This is a genomic window from Aequorivita todarodis (assembly GCF_028561335.1).
Taxonomy (GTDB): Bacteria; Bacteroidota; Bacteroidia; order Flavobacteriales; family Flavobacteriaceae; genus Aequorivita; species Aequorivita todarodis.
The window spans coordinates 232,747-249,632 of the sequence record NZ_JAQQTG010000006.1 but is presented as its reverse complement, the minus strand read 5'-3'; the positions used below and the strand labels follow the sequence as shown (position 1 = coordinate 249,632).

Sequence of the window (16,886 nt, the reverse complement as noted above, 5' to 3'; positions counted from 1 at the left end):
TAGGGGGCTTATATATCCAAATCAAATTCCCTCCGCAATTTTTCTATCAACGGATTTTTCTCCTTCATTTTTTCAAATTTTTCGCGGGTGGTGTAGGCATACCGTTTTTCGGCAGTTTCGTTTACGGTTATGTCCAGGTCTATTTCATAATTCTGAAGTTTTTCGCGCAAAAAGCCGAGCAATTCATATTTGGCACGCTCCACTTCAGTTTTTATGGTTTGGTTGGGAAATTCAAGATGGATTACGGAACCATCCAGTTTTGGGACGCCCATCGTTAAATGCGAAAGCAGGTTGTATTTGCCGTCGCTTTCAACGTTTGTGGTATATTCGTCCCAAGCCGCCTGCATTTCTTCTTCTGAAAATTCAGTTACCGGCAGGTTTTCGGCATCGGGTTGGTTTGCAACCAGTTCCTGCTTTATTTCCTGCTTCTTTTGAATGCTTTTCAGCGAAAGGGCAGAGACTTTTTTGGCATTGCGTTCCGCGAGGATCTGTGGCCGTTCGATTACCTTTTCGGGTTGGCCCCCATTCGGTTTTTGCGTTACTTTTTCTTCGGAAATATTCTCTTCGGAAATTTTATTCTTTGAAGCAATTTCCTCGGAAGGCTCGCGTACTATTTCTTTTTCGGCTTCGTCCCGATAGCTATCGGGATCTGTTTCGATTTTCTTCGCAGGTTTGGGCACAACACTCCCTGCGGAAGTTATTTTTTCCGAAGTAAATTTTTCAGATTTAAAATAGGAGGGAGGTATTACGAAACGATATGGGCTTTCTTTCATGAGGTCCCCGCCTTCGCGGGGATTACGCTTTTTTTTTTCGCCCTGAAAGGTCAGGGAAGCAAGCTGCATTAAACAAAGCTCAACGAGCAATCGTTGGTTTTGGCTGTTTTTATATTTTAGGTCGCAGCTGTTAGCGATGTCTATGGCCTCAATTAAAAACTGTGGCGATGTTTTTTGCGATTGCTCAAAATACATTGTTTTAACCTGTTCGCCAACTTCCAAAAGCTCGATGGTTTCCTGGTTCTTGCAAACCAATAAATCACGGAAGTGGGAGGCAAGGCCCATAACAAAATGGTGCCCGTCAAATCCTTTTGAAAGAATGTCGTTATACGTAACCAAAACATGTGGAATGTTGTTTTCCAAAAGCAAATCGGTTATTTGGAAATACCACGTATAATCAAGTACGTTCAGATTTTCGGTAACTGCCTCGCGGGTAAGGTTTTTTCCTGCGAAACTAACAACCCTATCAAAAATGGAAAGTGCGTCTCGCAAGGCACCATCCGCTTTTTGGGCGATGATGTGCAGGGCGTCGTCTTCGGCTTCAATGTTTTCTGCCTTTGCTACTTCCGCCAAATGTTCCTTGATGTCTCGAACGCCGATACGTCTAAAATCAAAAATCTGGCAGCGCGAGAGAATCGTGGGAATTATTTTGTGCTTTTCAGTAGTAGCCAGGATAAAAATAGCGTGCTTCGGCGGTTCTTCCAAGGTTTTCAAAAATGCGTTGAAAGCCGCTGAGGAAAGCATATGCACCTCGTCAATAATATAAACCTTGTATTTCCCAACTTGTGGTGGAATTCGAACCTGGTCTATCAAATTCCGAATATCATCCACTGAATTGTTTGAAGCGGCATCCAGTTCAAAAATATTGAAAGCGAAATCCTCGCCTTCCTTTTCGGTGCCGTCAGAATTTATTTTTTTTGCGAGAATTCGGGCACAGGTAGTTTTTCCCACGCCACGGGGTCCCGTAAAAAGCAATGCCTGCGCGAGGTGGTTGTTCTCTATGGCATTCTCCAGGGTATTGGTAATGGCCTGTTGCCCAACAACGTCTTTAAAAACGGCGGGGCGGTACTTTCGGGCTGATACAATGAAGTGTTCCATAGTGCGGAAACAAATATAAAGATGTACAACGGGTTTTTAAAAAATAGCTGTTTGTATTTTCCTATATTTATTAACATTGGCGTATTTTTGCGCAGCAGGCCGCCTTATCGCTGCCGAAGTTAATTCGGGAGAGGAAAGTCCGGGCACCACAGGGAAGCATAGCGGCTAACGGCCGTCGGGATCTCCGCCTTCGCGGGGATTTCAGGACAAGTGCAACAGAAAGGATGTACAGGTAATGCTGTAGTGAAATCAGGTAAACTCTATGCGGTGAAATGCCACGTAAACCTGTGTCCCGATAGCTATCGGGAGAGGGTACCCGCCCGATGCAGGAGGGTAGGCAGATTGAGCGTATGGGTAACCATACGTCTAGATAAATGATAAGGCCCCGATGTTAAATCGGGGACAGAACCCGGCTTATAGGCCTGCATTTTTTTATTTTTCTTCGGCAATTAATTTCTCAATCCACAGTTTTGCTTCATCCAAATCTTTAAAAACGCCAAAGGGCCAATTGTAGAAAGTTTTTTCAAAATTTGCATTTTTGATACAGTTGTCGGTATAGCATACAATGGCTATTCCAACCATTTTGGCATAACGAGTATTGTAGAGTTCGGGATTTAGGTTTATGGCGTATTGGTTTATTCGATTGTCAATATAACCAAAACTTCTTTCGGAGTAATATTCGGCAAATACTTCATGAAGCGCAGCGATATGCTCTAATTCAATTAAAACACCTTCCTTCACAGTGGCAGTAACACAGTGTTCGGTAAGCTCCATGACAATGAAGCCTAGATCAATAGTTTTGCTTGTGAACGACAAGAGTGTATGTTTTAATTAAAAAAACTGAATACGGAGCTTCCGTATTTTCGAGCTTCTACAAAATGTGGAAGTGAGGAAAGATCATTTTGTTTTGCATGTTCAATAATAAGCATTCCTTCTGAATTCAACAAAGAATTGGCCATAATTACTTCCACCAAATCCTTTAAAGCTTCGGTAGTAAAGTCATAGGGAGGGTCTGCAAAGATAACATCATAGTTGCCCGATGCTTTCTCCAAATATTTACTTACATCAGATTTTACGGTACTGATGGGGAATTCAAATTCTTCTGAAACCTTATTAATATACTGAACGCATCCTAAATGCCCATCAACCGCTGTAATAACGGGGACCCCGCGCGAGGCGAATTCAAAGCTTATGTTTCCTGTTCCTGCATATAGATCCAAAACGGCAATTTCATCAAAATAATACCGAACCCGTAAAATGTTGAAAAGGGCTTCTTTTGCAAAATCGGTCGTGGGGCGAACGGGCAGATTTTTGGGTGCCGTTAGTCTTCTTCCTTTATATGTTCCCGAAATAATCCGCATTAAAGCGTGTTTTTTAAAATGAAATGGTTGTGTGGCCTATCGTTGCCCAAGTTTTTTATGGAAGTAAAATTTGAATCCATAAATTCCAGATTGCGGATGTAGGTATAGGCAATTTTGAAGTTGTCATCCTCCTTTTCAATTTCGCCACAAAGTATTACCGGGATATTTTCTGGATCCAAGTGCAACTGTTCCATACAGAAAAGGGTGTAATAGATAAAATCTTCGGGCGTTTTATAGGTATAGCTGTTGCAAAGCTGAAGTTCGCCGTTTTTCAGAACGATACAATCGAAGGTGTTTTTCTGAAAATGTAAATACATTTTCGGAAGTGAGTATTTTTCCTTTTCCAGAATTGCTTTCAGCATAATGGTAATGGAGTGGTAATAGCTGAAAGAGCCATATTTGTCAAAGAAAAAATTGTTGATGTTCATAAATGGAACATAGACCACAGTAATGTCATGCTCTTCGATTACATCGTGTGCCATGTAGTCATTGGCCAGGATCTTTGAATTGAATTTTAAATATTCGCTGGCTTTTGTTTCATCAAAAAGGGAAGTAGGTACCAAGCTATAAACGGGCGTGGAATAAACAACGGCCACCTCGGCAAAGGCTTCATTCAGAATATCGTTTTTGAACATAGTGGCTTCAATGTCCATTAATAATTCTTCTGGCGTGGTGCTGCGGTCCAGTGCTTTCTCAATAAAAAAAACGGGGGTTTCGCTTTCAGGGTTTGTCACCAAAAAAGAAAGCCCGTTCAAAGAAACTTGAACGGACAGTCTGTTGTTTAATGTGTTTTGTATGTTATTGGTCTTTTGCAGAATCATAAAGTTTTGGCCAGTTTCCAGAAGTATTCACTTCTTCCAATGAACCTACTTTAATATCTGGTCCATTAACCCCATCTACGGATTGTACTTGCATTTCTTGTATTACAAGGTCTTTATCAAGATCTGATAATATTGTCTTTTTTGAAACTTTGGCCTCAAAAACGGAGTAGGTGGCATCGTTTTTTGTGATTTTTCCGGATTTAAGATCAAATTTTGCATTTACGCCTTCTATGGGCACGTTCATCATCGTTTTGTATCTGTCGGTACCTCCAAAAAGTGAATCCTTAACAGGGGTGAAACCTAAAGTATCAATCAGGGATTCTTCAATAAAATAACCTTGGTCAATTCCATAGGCCTTGTTTTTGGCAACATCGGCATAACTCGTATCTCTTCTTTGGGTGATGGCAAATTTAGCAGTATCGATAAAACGCACCAAACTGTCCCAATCTCCCGTAAAACTTCCTGTTATCTCTTTGTGCGCAAGTTCTGCAGCTTGAATGTCCTTCAAACTCTTGATTACTTTAACGTAACGCGCTTCCTTAATTTTGTTGAATTCCACCGGGCCCATGACCGAATTCCACAATTTCCAGCCCAAAAAGATGATGACAATCCAAAGAACAATCTGAATTACTAATTTCATTATTGATTTTATTTAAGTGTTGATTTACTAAAAGGTCTATCGCAAATCTACAATTTTTTTTTGTTCGTAAAAGTATATTCCGAAAAAATCATACCTATCTTTAAACCCTTATTGACAGTAGTGAATGATGAACGTACCCGAATTTTACGGTTTTTTAAAGAATGATTTTCCCCATAACACCACCGCCAAACAGGATATTGCACTTCAATTGTTGGCAAAATTTGTGTTGGGCACAGGCAAAAATGAAACGTTTTTGCTGAAAGGATATGCGGGAACCGGAAAAACTACGATTGTGGGCTCTTTGGTAAAAAATCTTGGGAAAGTGAAAAAACGCTCCGTACTGTTGGCGCCAACGGGAAGAGCCGCAAAAGTGATAAGCAACTATTCCAAGAAACAAGCTTTTACCATTCACAAAAAAATATATTTTCCAAAAGCGGAAAAAGGGGGCGTTTCCTTCACCTTACAGGAAAACAAACACCGCGATACCATTTTTATAGTTGACGAGGCCTCGATGATACCGGACATTAACCAAGAATCCAAACTTTTTGGCAACGGTTCATTGCTGGACGATTTGATGCAATATGTTTACAGTGGCAATAACTGCAAACTGCTATTGATTGGCGATTCGGCCCAGTTGCCTCCCGTGCATCTTTCCATCAGTCCGGCGCTGGATGCCAGAGTGCTGGAAAACCAATACAGCCGGGAAGTAATCCAACTGGAGCTGGACGAAGTGGTTAGGCAGCAAAAGGACAGCGGTATTTTGGAGAACGCCACCAGAATTAGGGAGCGTCTGGACGATGAGCTTTATGAAGCATTTAAATTTTCTGGAGTCAATTTTCCCGATGTTATCCGCCCTATAGATGGCCAGGAAATTATGGATGCCATTAATGACAGCTATTCCGCTTTGGGAAATGAAGATACGGTTATAATCGTTCGATCCAATAAGCGTGCGAACCTATACAACCAAAGCATTCGGGAGCGGATTCTTTTTCAGGAATCGGAACTTTCCGCTGGCGATTATTTAATGGTGGTAAAAAACAATTATTTTTGGGTGGACAACACGAGCGAGGCCGGTTTTATTGCCAATGGCGATATTGTGGAGGTTTTGGAAATTTTCGCTTTTAAGGAATTATACGGTTTCCGTTTTGCCGAAGTGAAAATCAGGATGGTGGATTATCCAAATATGAAACCTTTGGAAACTGTACTTCTTTTGGACACATTAACATCTGAGAGTCCTTCGCTTACTTACGATGAATCAAATAAACTTTATCAGGAAGTGATGAAGGATTACGCTTCCGAAAAATCCAAATACAAGAAGTTTTTGGCAGTAAAGAACAATAAATATTTTAACGCGCTGCAAGTGAAGTTCAGCTATGCCATAACCTGCCACAAAAGTCAGGGTGGGCAGTGGAATACCGTTTTTGTGGAACAACCCTATCTCCCCAACGGAATTGACAAGGAATACCTGCGCTGGCTATATACTGCCGTTACCCGAGCCCAGGAAAAATTGTACTTAATAGGTTTTAAGGATGAATTTTTTGTGGAATGATGGATGCTGGATGCCGGCTGGCCGATGCTAATTAATCTGAAATTTTGTACTTTTATGACGCCTTTGCATACCTAAACCTCCTAAACTCATCGTCCCATCGACTCATCAACTTCTCAACCCATAAACTCCCAATGGAAACTTTCGATATAATTATCAGCATCTTTCTCGGTATCGGCCTTTCAGCGGCCGTCGGTTTTCGCGTGTTCTTTCCCTTGTTGATTTTGAGCTTGGCGGGTTATTACGATGTAATCCCCTTAAACGAAAGCTGGCAATGGGTTGGAAGCCTTACTGCGGTAATCACTATGGGAGTTGCCACTTTGATTGAAATTTTCGGCTACTATATTCCGTGGCTGGACAATGTGCTGGATACCATCGCCCTGCCTTTGGCAACCTTGGCCGGAACTGCTGTAATGGTTGCAACGGTTACGGATTTAAGCCCTGTGGTAACTTGGGCCTTGGCTATAATAGCAGGGGGCGGAACAGCGGCGGCAATCAAAGGAAATACTTCAGCTGCCCGGCTTACGTCAAGCACCACGACCGGAGGACTGGCAAATCCAGTTCTGACCACAGTGGAAACCGGTACTTCAATAGTCATGGCGGTGGCTTCCATTTTTGTTCCCATTATTGCTTTTGTGTTAGTGCTGTTTCTTTTCTTCGTAATTTTTAGGTTTTACAAAAAGCTTCGGAAAAAAAGAGCGCCAAGAACTTAATCTTCTTATTTTTGAAATCATTTTAAAAAAACGTTATCTTGAAAATAATAGCAATGATTCCCGCGCGTTATGGCGCGTCTCGATTTCCAGGAAAATTAATGCAGGACTTGGGCGGAAAACCTGTGATAGTAAGAACTTATGAAGCCGCGAAAGCAACAAATCTTTTTGATGAGGTGTATGTGGTAACGGATAGCGAGGTGATTTTTCAAGAAATTGAAACCAATGGCGGAAAAGCCATCATGAGCCAAAAAGAGCACGATTGCGGCAGCGACCGCATTGCCGAGGCTGTTGAAAACATGGACGTGGATATTGTGGTAAACGTGCAGGGAGACGAACCTTTCACAAATAGGGAAGGGCTGGAAAAAGTGCTTGCGGTATTCAACGAACCGGATGCCGACAAAATAGATTTGGCCTCGCTGATGACCGAAATCCACGACTGGAAAGAAATTAGCGACCCCAATTGTGTGAAGGTAATTGTTGATAAGGACAATTTTGCACTCTACTTTTCACGTTCGCCCATTCCATATCCACGCGATAAAAATGTGGCGATGCAGTACTACAAGCACAAGGGCATTTATGCGTTCAGAAAGCAGGCCATAATGGATTTTTACCGCCTGCCCATGCGTTCTTTGGAAGCCGTGGAAAAAATAGAATGTATCCGTTACCTGGAATACGGAAAAAACATAAAAATGGCCATTTCAAATACAAATGGTGTAGAAATAGATACCCCGGAAGATCTTGCGAGAGCGAATAAGATATTGAAACAGAACAAACCCGATACCGTCAATAATAAATTCAGAAACTTCCCTATGGTCCCCAAAGTGGTTTTCGGGGAAGGATGTTTTGATCAACTTTCCTCGATTCTTGCTTCCCATAAAAAGGAAAAGGCACCTTTCATATTTTTGGTAGATGATGTTTTTGAGAGAAATACTGAATTTTTAGATAGAATAAACCTTCGCTTCAATGATAAATTGATATTCGTCTCCGCCGAGGAAGAACCAAAAACGTCGCAGGTTGACGACTTGGTAAAGGATATTAAAACAGAATTCACTTACACGCCTTCGGGAATTATAGGTATTGGCGGCGGTACCGTGATGGATTTGGCAAAAGCCGTTTCCATAATGTTGATAAACCAAGGAAGTGCCGCAGACTATCAAGGGTGGGATTTGGTAAAGCACAAAGCGGTTTACCACGTGGGCGTTCCAACTATTTCTGGTACCGGTGCAGAAGTTTCACGAACAACGGTTTTAACGGGGCCTATTCGCAAATTGGGCATTAACAGCGACTTTACACCTTTTGACCAAGTAATCCTTGATCCGGAGCTTACCAAGGGCGTTTCCAAAAACCAATGGTTCTTTACCGGGATGGATTGCTTTATCCATTGTGTGGAATCATTGAACGGTACGTTTCTAAATGCCTTTAGCCAGAGTTATGGTGAAAAGGCGTACGATTTGTGTATGGAAATATTCTTGGGCGATTCGCTTTCCGAGGAAGAGTCGCGGGCCAAATTGATGATGGCTTCCTGGCACGGTGGAATGAGCATAGCCTATTCGCAAGTGGGCGTTGCGCACGCCATGAGCTATGGGCTGGGCTACGTTTTGGGCACAAAGCACGGGGTGGGGAACTGTATTGTTTTTCAACATTTGGAGGAATTCTATCCAAAGGATGTGGCGCTCTTCAAAAAAATGGTTGAAAAGCACGGGGTTGAAATTCCACAGGGAATCTGCAAAAACCTTTCCGAAGAGCAGATGGATACAATGATTACCGTGGCTTTGGGAATGGTTCCGCTATGGGAGAATGCTCTCGGAAGTAATTGGGAAGCAATAATTACCCCAGACAAACTTAGAGGATTATATCTAAGAATGTAATAAGAACGCCATCTAAATGGGTCTAACAAAATTTATTTTTGAAAAATTAATGGGCTGGAAAATTGAAGGTTCCTTCGACCCTTCAATAAAAAAAGCCGTAGTAATTGTTGTACCGCATACCAGTTGGCATGATTTTTATATTGGCGCTTTTGCCCGAAAGATATTAAAAACCGAAATTAATTATATCGCCAAAAAGGAATTGTTTAAATGGCCCTTTGGCTCGTATTTCCGATGGATGGGGGGCGCGCCCCTGGATAGAAGCCCGGGACAAAACCAAGTTGAGGCAATTGCTGAAATATTCAAGGCCAAGGACGAATTTCGATTGGCTTTATCGCCCGAAGGCACCCGGAAAAAGGTGGCCGTTTGGAAAACAGGGTATTACTATATTGCCTTGGCTGCAAACGTTCCCATCATTGCGGTAGCCTTTGATTATCCCACAAAGAGAGTTATTGTAAACGAACCATTTTATCCCACGGGCAATATTGAGGCAGATACCCGAAAACTCCGTTCTTTTTATAAAGGAATCGTGGGAAAGAAGGCAGAATATTCTTAGAAAAAGCGAAGTAGCTTTTTAAAAAAATACCCAAGACTAAGCAAATTTCAACGCGTATTGATTTCCGTGCCATTTTTTAATTGGCACCGGTAATTAATCCTCCGAAGTTTCTTCCATGGTGTGATATACATTCTGAACGTCGTCATCTTCTTCAATCTTTTCCAAAAGCTTCTCCACGTCTGCGGCTTCTTCTGCGGTTAATTTTTTGGTAACCTGCGGAATTTGCTCAAAACCCGAGGAAAGAATCTCAATTTTGTTTTCTTCCAAATAAGACTGGATTGCGCCAAAACTCTCAAAAGGAGCGTAGATTAGTATTCCATCCTCATCCTCAAAAATTTCCTCAACGCCGTGATCAATTAGTTCCAGTTCCAGTTCTTCAATATCCAAACCTTCTGGGTTTATCCTGAAATTACAGGTATGGTCAAACATGAACGAAACGGAGCCCGAAGTTCCCAGGCTGCCATCACATTTGTTAAAATAACTGCGAATGTTTGCAACGGTACGGGTGTTGTTATCGGTTGCGGTTTCAATTAAAATAGCGATGCCGTGTGGCGCGTAGCCCTCAAAAAGGACTTCCTTATAATCGCCCAAACTTTTGTCGCTAGCGCGCTTTATGGCGCGTTCCACATTTTCCTTGGGCATGTTTACCGCTTTCGCGTTTTGGATTACCGCACGCAGCCTCGAATTGGCGTCCGGGTCCGGACCGCCTTCTTTTACGGCCATAACGATGTCTTTTCCAATTCGCGTAAACGCTTTGGACATTGCAGACCAACGCTTCATTTTTCTTGCTTTTCTAAATTCAAAAGCTCTTCCCATAAATTATTGTCTATTATTTTTTATTCTCTATTCTTAAAAAGGTTCAAATATAAAAAAATCCAAAATCCAAATCATAAATCCTTTGGAATTTGGTGCTTGAGATTTGAAATTTCTAACCGATTAGCTCATCAATAATCTTCGCCAGCTCAAAATCCTTTTCGGTAACGCCATCGGCATCGTGCGTTGATAAATAGATTTCCAAGGAATTGTACACATTGCTCCATTCGGGGTGGTGCTGCAGTTTTTCGGCTTCAAAGGCAATGCGCGTCATGGCGGAAAAGGCTTCCTTAAAATCCTCGAATTCAAAAATAGTGTGCAGGGCACCTTCGCGATATTCCCATCCTTCAAATTCCTTTAGTTTCTCGTTGATCTGTTTTTCTGTTAATGCTTTCATAGGTTTTATTTTAGTTGTTGAGCCACGATATATCATGGCTTTACTTATATGAGCCACGATATATCGTGGCTTTACTTAATTGATATAATCTCTTCATTTAGGCTACACGCTTCAATAACCTGTGAAACAGTAATTTGCAATGGATTGGGCAATTTGTTTTCCTTCGGAAGAATAGCGCTGTATCTGTCTTCATTACTGCTAAATACACTTTTAAAGATAGGCATTTTATCGCCTATTTTTGAAGTGATTTCCCTAAAAAGATCTTCGTGGTGCACCATATCATTGCTTGCCAAATGAAAAATTCCACAAAGCGATTGGTTGATGATATAATGAACCTGTTGGCACACTTTGTTGATGGTCGTTGTTGTAATTACCAAATTTGAAAATACTTCAAAGGTAGCCTGGTGGCGAATGCACTGTCGCAAATGCAGAATTTCGGGTGAGTTGATGCCCAAAACCAATGGCAGCCGTATAATCGCGGTTTGCTGCGGAATGGTTTCCAACAACAACTTTTCAACTGAAATTTGAAATTTTCCCGAAACCGTTTCTGACAATGGCACATCGTTTTCATAGGAAGGATGCCTAAATTTTCCGTCAAAAACTTTGGCGGAAGAAATGTATAAAACGGAACAATCCACGTTCAGCAACGCGTAATCCACGATTTGTCGCTGCGCTTCAAACTGGCTTTTATAATCTCCGTCTATTGCCGAAATCACAACCGTAGGTCGGATTTTATTCAGCAGCAAAAACATAGAATCTTCTTCCACACAATAATTGTGGAAAACCTGATTTTCCGAAAAAGTGCCCTGCTGTTGGCAGTAGGTACAATGAACATCAAAATAGGGCAGAAGCTCTTTGTAGAGGCCATTGCCTATAAAGCCGCTACCGCCCAAAATTAAAATCCGTTGTTTTTCTGCTTTCTTCTTCATTAAAATCCTTTCCTAAATTTCTTAAAAAATGGACAGTTTCGTTTTTGTGGTAAATTGTTCCAAAGCCTGCATCCCCATGTACGAATTTCCTTTGGCGTTCAATGCAGGGGCCCAAGTTGCAATGGTGAAGCAATGTGGCAAAAGCGCTACAATGCCGCCGCCAACGCCACTCTTTCCGGGCAGGCCCACTTCAAAGGCAAACTCGCCGGCTTCGTCATAAAAACCGCAAGTGAGCATGATTGAGTTTATCCGCTTTACTTGGCTTGATGATAAATGTTGTACGTTCTTCAAACAGTTACCCTTGTTTGCGAAAACGAAAAAAGCGTTGGTAAGTTGTCTGCAATCCATCAATATGGCGCATTGGTGGAAATAAAAATCCAAGACATCCTCCACTTTATTGTTTAGATTGCCGTACGCTTTTAAAAGATTGGCCGCGGCGTAATTGTTGAAACCGGTAATCCGTTCAGATTCGGCTATTTTTTCGCTGTACTGAATGCTGTCGTCATGCGTCAATTCCCTTACGAAATCCAAAAAATCTTCTTTCGGATTTTTTAAATGTGAAAGTAAAACATCGGCAACCACAATGGCTCCCGAATTGATCAACGGATTTCTGGGGATGCCGTTTTCAAGCTCCAAAAGCGAAAGATGGTTGAACGGGTTTCCCGAGGGTTCCACATCCACACGTTTCCACAGCTCATTTCCCACCAACTGAAATGCTTTGGCAAGTGAAAGTACTTTAGAAATACTTTGGACTGAAAATTTTTCGGAAGCATCGCCAACAAAGTAATCCTCACCCGTGATCAATTTCAGATGGATTCCGAATTTGTTTTTTGGAATGTTCGCCAATTCAGGGATATAGCTTGCAACTTCTCCCGTATTTTCAGTTTTTTTGAGGGACTCGTGAATTTCTTCTAAAATGGCCTGATAATCCAACATTACCCTTTGTAGAATGGAGTTTTTACTACCGTTGCTGCAACGGGTTTGTTTCTAATTTGAATATAAATTTCGGTGCCCGGCGCACTGTGCTCGGTAGTTACATAACCCAGCCCGATGCCTTTGTTTAATGAAGGCGCCATCGTGCCGCTGGTAACAATGCCGATATTTTTTCCGTCTTTATCAACAATTTCATAGTCGTGGCGCGGAATGCCGCGTTCGTTCAGTTCAAATCCAATCAATTTTCTTTTTACACCTTCCTCTTTTTGCTTTTTCAGGTTTTCGGAATTGATAAAATCCTTTGTGAACTTTGTGATCCAGCCCAACCCTGCCTCCAAGGGGGAAGTGGAATCGTTTATATCATTTCCGTAAAGGCAGAAGCCCATTTCAAGCCTGAGCGTATCGCGCGCCGCCAAACCGATTGGTTTAATGCCGAAATTCTTTCCGGCTTCCATTACCTTGTTCCAAACTTGTTCAACTTCAGAATTCTTGCAATAAATTTCAAAACCACCGCTTCCCGTATAACCAGTTGCGCTGATGATTACGTGTTCAATTCCGGCGAAATCGGCTACTTTGAAATGATAGAATTTTATGGCGCTCAAATCTTCCGAAGTCAATGACTGCATGGCTTCAATGGCCTTTGGGCCCTGGATTGCCAATAGCGAATAATCATCGGAAAGGTTGCGCATTTCGGCGCCCATGGTATTGTGTTTTGTAATCCAAGCCCAATCCTTGTCAATGTTTGAGGCATTTACCACCAGTAAATACTCTTCGTCCTTTAATTTGTAAACAATCAGGTCATCCACGATACCGCCGGTTTCGTTGGGAAGGCAGTTGTACTGGGCTTGCCCATCAACAATTTTTGAAACATCATTGCTACATACTTTCTGGATTAAATCCAGCGCTTTTGGCCCGGTTATCAAAAATTCGCCCATATGCGAAACGTCAAAAACGCCCACACCTTTGCGGACGGTTTCGTGTTCTGCGTTTACGCCTTCGTATGAAACAGGCATATTGTAACCTGCAAAGGGAACCATCTTGGCGCCCAATTGTTCGTGTATGTGTGTGAGTGCTGTGTTTTTCATGATGCAAAAGATTTTCGCAAATGTATTACAATACACAAAAGTTAACGAGTGTTTGCGAGGTTAATTTCCAAATTAAAAATAGGAATGCGAAAATTAAAAGAAACACGAAATCACGAATAACTTAAACCTACAAGGTTTTGAAAACCTTGCAGGATATTCGTGAGTTCGTGGCTAAATAAGCGATTACCCTTTCTTCAAAAACTCCTCTTTGCTTTGTATCTCAGCTTTCGGGATGTTGTTTTTTTCCAAAAATGAATTGAATTTCTTTCCTTCCTTTTCCATTATGTTTTCATAGCGCTTTTTCGCTTTCGAGAACTCCTCGGAAATCAATTCATAATTTGCTTTGGAAGCCCCGGAAACCTTGTTGAAATTTGCGGCTACATTGCTGTAAAGATCGGCCATTTTTTCACGCAATTCGGGATCGGCAGAGGCCACATAATTATCACCTGTGGTAATCACCAAATCTTTTCTCAGATTTTCCAGTGCAGTATATAGTTTTTGGGAATCCTTTTTTCCCTTCGGGTTGTTTTCCATTACCTCGGTAGCCTTGGTTTGTGTTTCATTAATTTCATAAACCATAAAGGCTAAATCTTCGACCATATCATACAGTTTTTTGGTGAGTGCTTCCTGCTCTTTTCGCTGTTCCAATGTGGTTATCGATTTCTCGTCATATTTTATCTCGATATCCTGACTGTAGGTTTCACTACCTTTTGTAAGCACCACCTTGTATTTTCCCGCTGGGACCCTTGGCGCCGTAAACCCGCTAAAAGCAAGTGTTTTTGCCTGTGCCATTTTTGGAGATGTTGTCTTGAAATCCCAACTTACTATATTGATCCCTTTTGATTTTCCAGGGGACAGCGAGGTTATTTTATTGCCTTGCATATCTTGGATTTCCATTTCCATCTTTCCAAAGGTGTGGCGCTTTTTTAGGTAATAAACAATTTGGGCGGCGGTATTTTTGTTGTCGCCCACAAATTGGGTCTCTGTGCCAAAACTGCCACTAAAGCCGCTATCTTCGGTCATTGTGAAAGGTTCTGTTTTAAAGAAATGAACCTCTTTATTTAGAATTTCGGAACTTAGTTCGCGCAAGGGGCTAATGTCGTCAATAATTATAACGCCGCGGCCGTGGGTGCCCATTACCACATCATTTGTTCTCTTTTGAAGCTCTATAAAATGAACCGCTACGGGAGGCATGTTATTTGTAAATTCTGACCAGTTTTTTCCGCCATCTATTGTTACATACAGCCCCAGTTCAGTGCCAAGAAATAGTAAATCCTCGTTCACATAATCTTCTTGAATATTGCGGACGAACGCTTTTGAATCAATATCCTCTGAAATGATGGATTTCCAAGTTTTTCCATAATCGGTTGTTTTCAAGGCATACGGTTTCATATCGCCGGTAGTGTGGCCTTCAAAAACCGCATACGCTGTCCCTTTTCCGTGAACGCTGGCTTCAATATGGTACACCCACGTGTTTTTTGGGATTCCGATGAGATTTTCGGTAAGGTTTGTCCACGTTTTTCCGCCGTCGGTCGTAAGCTGAACATTGCCGTCATCGGTACCCACCCAGATTATGTTTTGGTCTAGCGGAGATTCAGCGATCGTGAAAATAGTGGTGTATTTTTCGGCACCGCTATTGTCCACAGAGAGCCCACCGGATTTTGCCTGGTCCTGTTTGGTTTTATCGTTCGTGGTTAAATCTGGCGAAATGATGGTCCAACTATCGCCCATATCGTCTGAACGGTGCAGAAATTGGCTTCCCATATAAAATCGATCGGGAACGAAATTGCTCACGGCCATAGGCGCATTCCAGTTAAAACGAAGCTCTGGATCGCCTTTTTTGGGTTGCGGTTGCACGGTGGTTGTTCTGTTTCGGTCCACGTCGTAGCGCCAAACGTTTGCAGCGCCCTGCATTTCGGAATAGATTATATTCTTTGTGGGATGTTTCAATACCCGGAAACCGTCGCCGTAGCCAACGCTGTTCCAGTCCCGTGCCGCAACGCCGCCGGGAGCGGAGGAGGGGCCATACCATGAGCCATTGTCTTGCAGGCCACCGTAAACATTGTAGGGTTCGGCATCATCAACACTTATGTGATAGAATTGCGAAAGCGGAAGATTTTCAACGATCTCAAAAGTAGAGCCCCCATCCCAAGAGCGGTAAACGCCGCCATCAGTTCCTGAATAGATTATGTCGCTATTCTTTATATCGAAAACAATGTCGTGAATATCGCTATGCATATTCCCTAAATTTTTGAAGGTTTTTCCGCCATCGCGACTGATGGAGCCCGTTAAACCGCCCTTAACTACAATATCAGGGTTTTTGGGATCCACAGTAATTCGCGAAAAGTAAAAGGGACGCACGGTAAGTCCGAAATCATTGTTTAAATGTTCCCAGGAAGTGCCGCTGTCATTGGACCTCCAAAGTCCGTTGGTTTCTTTTTTGCCCGTTTCAATAACCGCATAAATTATTTTGCTGTCGCTTGGCGCCATTGCAATGCCTATTCTTCCCAGCTTTCCTGTGGGAAGATTATTGGTCAATTTGTCCCAGGTTTTTCCGCTGTCGGTAGATTTGTAGATCGCGCTGTTTTCGCCGCCGGAATTGAACCCCCAAGCTGTTCTTCGGAATTGCCACATGGAGGCAAACAGCACATTTGGATTATTTGGATCCATCAAAACATCGGAAACCCCTGTGGATGGCCCAACGTAAAGGATTTTGTTCCAGGTTTTTCCACCATCCGTAGTTTTATAAACGCCCCGATCTTCGCTGTCGCTCCATAATGCGCCCAATACGCCTACATAAACCTCATCGGTATTGTTTGGGTTGATGGCTATGGAAGCAATCCGCTCCGAATTTTCAAAACCCGGGATTTCTTTCCAATTATTGCCGCCATCGGTAGATTTATAGAGCCCATTCCCGACCGAAACTGAGTTCCGCGTCCAAGTTTCACCCGTTCCTACCCAAATAATCTGGTCTGGATTTTTCGGATCTAATTTTACGACTCCGATGGATTGAGCGTGTTTGTCGAAAATAGGAGCGAAGGTAGCACCGCCATCGTTAGATTTCCATACCCCGCCGCCTGCTGCACCTGCATAGAGAATACGTGCATTGGTGGGATGGTTTTCAAGATCGTTGATGCGCCCACTCATAAGCGCCGGGCCAATGTGCCGTGCCTTCATATTGCCGAAGAGTTCCTTTCCTTTTAACGAGATTTCCTGTGCGGTGGAAATGTTCAGGGTTAGCGGAAGAATGAGAATTGAAAAGAGGTATTTTTTCATGGCGTTTCGGTAGAGACGCACGGACGTGCGTCTCATTATAGTTATGGTTATATAGAGACGCACGTCCGTGCGTCTGTACA

General features: G+C 42.4%; 15 protein-coding genes, 1 other RNA gene and 1 pseudogene. 6 read left to right on the top strand and 11 right to left on the bottom strand.

Going from position 1 to position 16,886, the window contains the following annotated elements; translation table 11 throughout:
• Window positions 1-8 precede the first annotated feature (8 nt).
• Window positions 9-1,871 carry a DNA polymerase III subunit gamma/tau gene (locus tag POV26_RS03045; RefSeq protein WP_272855015.1) on the bottom strand — a complete coding sequence of 621 codons (1,863 nt, stop codon included), beginning with the start codon at window positions 1,869-1,871 and terminating at the stop codon, window positions 9-11.
• Window positions 1,872-1,962: 91 nt separating this feature from the next.
• Between POV26_RS03045 and rnpB the strand changes: the two genes are divergently transcribed.
• An RNA gene (gene rnpB / locus POV26_RS03040) (RNase P RNA component class A) lies at window positions 1,963-2,304 on the top strand.
• Here the strand turns inward: rnpB and POV26_RS03035 are convergent.
• Genes POV26_RS03035 through POV26_RS03020 form a run of 4 tightly spaced genes read right to left on the bottom strand, consistent with a single transcriptional unit; the run spans window position 2,304 to window position 4,693 of the window.
• Complete coding sequence (locus POV26_RS03035) at window positions 2,304-2,687, bottom strand: hypothetical protein (RefSeq protein ID WP_272855014.1); 384 nt, start codon at window positions 2,685-2,687, stop codon at window positions 2,304-2,306. The genes rnpB and POV26_RS03035 overlap by 1 nt on opposite strands.
• Before the next feature lie 11 nt (window positions 2,688-2,698).
• Entirely contained in the window at window positions 2,699-3,232 is a 534-nt protein-coding gene (locus tag POV26_RS03030) for an RsmD family RNA methyltransferase (protein ID WP_272855013.1), read from the bottom strand.
• Window positions 3,232-4,053, bottom strand: a complete 822-nt coding sequence (locus tag POV26_RS03025) for a DUF3822 family protein (protein WP_272855012.1) — start codon at window positions 4,051-4,053, stop codon at window positions 3,232-3,234. The genes POV26_RS03030 and POV26_RS03025 overlap by 1 nt, the downstream gene beginning before the upstream one ends.
• The gene (locus tag POV26_RS03020) at window positions 4,031-4,693 is read right to left on the bottom strand and encodes a hypothetical protein (RefSeq protein WP_272855011.1); all 663 of its coding nucleotides are present in this window, start codon (window positions 4,691-4,693) and stop codon (window positions 4,031-4,033) included. Before POV26_RS03020 ends, POV26_RS03025 begins: the two co-directional genes overlap by 23 nt.
• Before the next feature lie 127 nt (window positions 4,694-4,820).
• Between POV26_RS03020 and POV26_RS03015 the strand changes: the two genes are divergently transcribed.
• From POV26_RS03015 to POV26_RS02995, 5 genes and pseudogenes are all read left to right on the top strand, one after another.
• The gene (locus POV26_RS03015) at window positions 4,821-6,242 is read left to right on the top strand and encodes an ATP-dependent DNA helicase (protein ID WP_272855031.1); all 1,422 of its coding nucleotides are present in this window, start codon (window positions 4,821-4,823) and stop codon (window positions 6,240-6,242) included.
• 131 nt (window positions 6,243-6,373) lie between these two features.
• Window positions 6,374-6,952, top strand: coding sequence for a DUF4126 domain-containing protein (locus POV26_RS03010; protein ID WP_272855010.1), 579 nt, complete (start codon window positions 6,374-6,376; stop codon window positions 6,950-6,952).
• A gap of 53 nt (window positions 6,953-7,005) precedes the next feature.
• Window positions 7,006-7,716 (top strand): annotated as a pseudogene (gene kdsB, locus POV26_RS03005) (3-deoxy-manno-octulosonate cytidylyltransferase); the annotation flags it as partial.
• A gap of 45 nt (window positions 7,717-7,761) precedes the next feature.
• On the top strand, window positions 7,762-8,820 hold the full coding sequence (locus POV26_RS03000; protein ID WP_272855030.1) for an iron-containing alcohol dehydrogenase family protein: 1,059 nt from the start codon (window positions 7,762-7,764) through the stop codon (window positions 8,818-8,820).
• A 16-nt stretch (window positions 8,821-8,836) separates the two neighbouring features.
• Complete coding sequence (locus tag POV26_RS02995) at window positions 8,837-9,373, top strand: 1-acyl-sn-glycerol-3-phosphate acyltransferase (RefSeq protein WP_272855009.1); 537 nt, start codon at window positions 8,837-8,839, stop codon at window positions 9,371-9,373.
• Between the two features lie 93 nt (window positions 9,374-9,466).
• Here POV26_RS02995 and POV26_RS02990 read toward each other — a convergent pair whose 3' ends face one another.
• From POV26_RS02990 to POV26_RS02965, 6 genes are all read right to left on the bottom strand, one after another.
• Window positions 9,467-10,189 (bottom strand): YebC/PmpR family DNA-binding transcriptional regulator, encoded by a 723-nt coding sequence (locus tag POV26_RS02990; protein ID WP_272855008.1) that lies wholly within the window; start codon window positions 10,187-10,189, stop codon window positions 9,467-9,469.
• 112 nt (window positions 10,190-10,301) lie between these two features.
• Window positions 10,302-10,583: a 4a-hydroxytetrahydrobiopterin dehydratase gene (locus POV26_RS02985; RefSeq protein WP_272855007.1), complete on the bottom strand. Its 282-nt coding sequence runs from the start codon at window positions 10,581-10,583 to the stop codon at window positions 10,302-10,304.
• A 71-nt stretch (window positions 10,584-10,654) separates the two neighbouring features.
• A complete protein-coding gene (locus tag POV26_RS02980; protein WP_272855006.1) occupies window positions 10,655-11,512 on the bottom strand; it encodes a sugar nucleotide-binding protein in 858 nt (285 codons plus the stop codon).
• Between the two features lie 21 nt (window positions 11,513-11,533).
• A complete protein-coding gene (locus POV26_RS02975; protein WP_272855005.1) occupies window positions 11,534-12,448 on the bottom strand; it encodes a glutaminase in 915 nt (304 codons plus the stop codon).
• A complete protein-coding gene (gene gcvT / locus POV26_RS02970) occupies window positions 12,448-13,530 on the bottom strand; it encodes a glycine cleavage system aminomethyltransferase GcvT (RefSeq protein ID WP_272855004.1) in 1,083 nt (360 codons plus the stop codon). Before gcvT ends, POV26_RS02975 begins: the two co-directional genes overlap by 1 nt.
• Before the next feature lie 183 nt (window positions 13,531-13,713).
• Window positions 13,714-16,842, bottom strand: a complete 3,129-nt coding sequence (locus tag POV26_RS02965) for a WD40/YVTN/BNR-like repeat-containing protein (protein ID WP_272855003.1) — start codon at window positions 16,840-16,842, stop codon at window positions 13,714-13,716.
• Window positions 16,843-16,886 lie beyond the last annotated feature (44 nt).